Source organism: Acidimicrobiia bacterium, assembly GCA_016650365.1.
Taxonomy (GTDB): Bacteria; Actinomycetota; Acidimicrobiia; order Spongiisociales; family JAENVV01; genus JAENVV01.
Map to the genome: position 1 here is coordinate 1 of JAENVV010000106.1, position 3,277 is coordinate 3,277.

Here is a 3,277-nt window from a genome sequence, read left to right on the forward strand (position 1 = left end):
GGTGCTGTTGGTCGTCATCGCCATCGAGCTGTCGCTTGGCGCGTCGCCCGCTGCCATGGTCGTTTCGACGACGGGTCCTAGGGTCGGTACTGGTGTCGCCTCGCCGCCACAGGCTGCCAGCAGTATTCCGAGTCCGAGCGCCGTGAGTAAAGCTGTTCGATTTGGGTAGTGCATTTGTGTCCTCCTTCAGATCTGTTGCGTTGAAATGGGCGCGGGTTTCCGGCCTATAAACGCCAGATACTCAGGATTGCCTGGGTGGATGTGTGGGGGAGCCCGCCAGCTTGAAAAGGTGGACTCGGAATGGGTTCGGCATTCGGTGGGCATTCTGAAGTAGTCGGGGTGGGTAAGGCCGCTGAGTCCGGGTGCCTGGTGGCGCACGGCGACCCGGTTTGATGGGCGGATGTGATCGAAGCGTGGACGGTAGCGGCGGATGGGCCGTGGGACAAAAGTGGACTGTGCATGCTGGCGAGGGCAATGATCGTGACCGCGATCACGAGCCGAAAAACGACGTCACGGGCAACCGGGCCTCTCTCTTCCATGCGTCGCAGTATATGCAGAAGGCGATTTATGCTGGCAGGGGGGTGCGGCGCACCCGTTCAAAGAGGACAGTGCCTCGCGGTTGATCTCGTCCCAGGAGGATGTGAACAGGTTCGCCAACATGTGCCCGCCGACCGTCCGAGGCTCCGAACTTGTTTGTGTCGTTCGAAGTGAGAGACCGGACACGACCATATTTGGCTATCGAGTTCATCTGATTGGCGTACGGGTCACCGGCGCGTTCGGGCCAAGCTGCCGCCATGGCCTCCCAGGTACGCCGGCCGAACAGCAGGGCCCCGGTGGTGTTCATTTGCGTCGCCAATCGCCGAACCCATGGTATCGACATCGAAAAACGGCATCGACCATCCGCCGTGGGCTAAACTGCCGGCCCGACTTTAGGGTATCCGGCGGAACTGCCACCCTGGGTCGATGCGCTATCACGAGGCGACTGGGCCGCTTTCTGGCCCCTATTTGGAATATCACCGCCCCCGAAACTCAAGCTCCACTTTTGAAGACGTCAACGACCCGAAGGCTTTGATAGCGGTACGCAAAGGGACAATCGCACCTCCTTACGTGTTCGACCTCGGCCGGGTGTCAGCTCCGGCCCTGGTCTATTGCGGCGGAGATGACGACCCCGACGAAGTCATGCCAACCGCTCAGGCATTGCATACAGAGGTGCATGTGCTGGAGGGTTGCGATCACGTCGGGGCGTTCATGGAAGTGGATAGCGTCATGCCGTTCGCAGTTGCCTTCCTTGACACGGCCGCCCCAAGCTGAACCACCTTCTCTCGCCAACTCCGTTTGTCATGTTCGGCAGCTGCGTCGGAGTTCGGTGACATGTCGGCGGGGACAGGTACTGCTGATATGGCTGGCTCTTCAGGAGGTTTCGCTTCGAATAGCGAATCCTCAGAGCATGAGGGACAAACCTCCCCAAAAGGTGCTTCTTCGGGTGGGTGGGTAATTTTGATATCCGTATCATTTTTACCCACCCAACTGCTCACGGTCTTTCGTGTGGCATCGAGACAGTCTTACTCCTTGACTTCTGGCATATCTTCCAGTATGGTTTCTGGTATTGATTCCAGCATAGGAAGGAAACACTGATGAAGGTCCCAGAAATCAAGGTCCAATACCTACCGGACCACGAAGCGGCGTATGAAGGGCCGTTTATTGATGAAGATACAGCCGTCTTGGCTTTCGATACCATCGATGGACCTGGTTGGCGACTCATGTACCAGTTCCCGGCCGGCCACGACTCTGATTACAAAATGGGTGGCGACATCGCTGACGTTGACTGGGCAGTCACTGAAGCTCGCAAACATCTCAAATCGTACGCCACCGATGCCAAGGTGCGCGAGAACCGGATACGGCGCATGGCGAACCGGCAAGGTTTCAGAATTGAGAAGTCACGACGGCGCGACCCGCGAGCCTGGGACTACGGCACATACCAGCTCGTCGGCATTGACACCAACGGTGTCGTCTTTTCCGATGGTGGTGGGACGCTCGATGACATTGAAGACTATCTGCTCGGCCGGGGAGAATGGGCCAGGACACGACAGGTCTAACCCTTACACACCGCGCTGATCGTCGTGTAGCTCCTCGATGAACATGGCCAGGCACTTGAGCGAGGAACTCGTCTGTATGGCCGCGAGGGTCCCCATGCTTGGCTTCCAACAGTGCACGGGTCCGTTCCGGGGGAGTCCGATGAAGGTGAAGTTCGCGCCGTCGAACCGCATCAGCCGTCAACGCCTTGCGCTGGTCGGTGGTCAGGTTACGAATCCGGTCATGGTTGGGGTTGTCATCCTGCACAAGATGGTCGACGAATTGGCGTCGTTTCTCCCGGTACGTCGGTCCGGCCAAAGGTGTCTTCTGCATCAGCAATGCTGTATTCCTAGCCGCAAGGTGCCAGGTACGCAGCGTATGTTGCCGGGAGGGGCTGACCGCTGAGGCGGCCGCCCCGCCGCGGTGGCTGTGAGCCACGCCGGTGAGCTGCCAATGATCCGGTCCGCCGAACCCCGTTGTTATCAGCTAGTTCGCTGTCGATTGGTCGTTCAAGCCAAAGCCGGGTGTCCCGACCTTGAATTGGAGACCGTGGAATCCATCAGCTGGATCGTTATAGACCTTTTGGATGACGTCGTACGCACCCCAGAGGCCCCCGGTTTCGACCCACACGATCTTCGCGTAACACGTGTGGTTGGTGTCCTGGACAGTTTCACCATCCGAGTCTGAAGGTCGATTTCTTCTTCCCGTGCGCCGGGTGGCACACCGGCTATTCACCATGGGGTCGGGTCTTAGATGCCGGCACCCTCACTGTAGGTTGCGGACCCGTTGCTTGGCACGGAGAGGACCGCGTCGTTGACTCTTGTCTCAAGGTTGGCGACCCGGTCGATCAGCACCTCGAGGACACGCACGTCGTGGTCGCCCTGGCTCTCGGACAGGGTCACCTGGTGTTCGTCGTGTTGGGCGCGATCGAGCACCCGTCCGACCACACCGACCACGGTGGCGCCTGGGGGCACATCGCGCACGACGATCGCCCCGGCCCCGATCTTGGCTCCGGCCCCGACGGTGACGGCGCCGAGGATCTTGGCTCCGGCACCGACGACGACACCGTCCTGGAGGGTCGGGTGGCGTTTCTTGCGCTCAAGGCTGGTACCGCCCAGGGTGACCCCCTGGTAGAGCATTACGTCGTCGCCGATCTCGGTGGTTTCGCCGATGACTACCCCCATCCCGTGGTCGATGATGAACC

The 3,277-nt window shown here is 59.8% G+C and carries 4 protein-coding genes; 2 read left to right on the forward strand and 2 right to left on the reverse strand.

What is annotated here, in order from left to right; genetic code table 11:
• Nucleotides 1–224: 224 nt before the first annotated feature.
• A complete protein-coding gene (locus tag JJE47_06380) occupies nt 225–539 on the reverse strand; it encodes a hypothetical protein (GenBank protein MBK5267048.1) in 315 nt (104 codons plus the stop codon).
• Nucleotides 540–963: 424 nt separating this feature from the next.
• Here JJE47_06380 and JJE47_06385 point away from each other — a divergent pair, with 424 nt between their 5' ends.
• Together JJE47_06385 and JJE47_06390 are read left to right on the forward strand one after the other, a co-directional pair.
• Nucleotides 964–1,311 carry a hypothetical protein gene (locus tag JJE47_06385; GenBank protein MBK5267049.1) on the forward strand — a complete coding sequence of 116 codons (348 nt, stop codon included), beginning with the start codon at nt 964–966 and terminating at the stop codon, nt 1,309–1,311.
• Between the two features lie 323 nt (nt 1,312–1,634).
• Nucleotides 1,635–2,096: a hypothetical protein gene (locus JJE47_06390; protein ID MBK5267050.1), complete on the forward strand. Its 462-nt coding sequence runs from the start codon at nt 1,635–1,637 to the stop codon at nt 2,094–2,096.
• A 726-nt stretch (nt 2,097–2,822) separates the two neighbouring features.
• Here the strand turns inward: JJE47_06390 and JJE47_06395 are convergent.
• The coding region (locus JJE47_06395) for a serine O-acetyltransferase (GenBank protein MBK5267051.1) at nt 2,823–3,277 on the reverse strand (455 nt) is incomplete at its 5' end.

Coding starts and splice junctions, on each gene's coding strand:
- JJE47_06390 (MBK5267050.1), top strand. CDS start 1,635: ATGAAGGTCCCAGAAATCAAGGTCCAATACCTACCGGACCACGAAGCG.
- JJE47_06380 (MBK5267048.1), bottom strand. CDS start 539: ATGGAAGAGAGAGGCCCGGTTGCCCGTGACGTCGTTTTTCGGCTCGTG.
- JJE47_06385 (MBK5267049.1), top strand. CDS start 964: ATGCGCTATCACGAGGCGACTGGGCCGCTTTCTGGCCCCTATTTGGAA.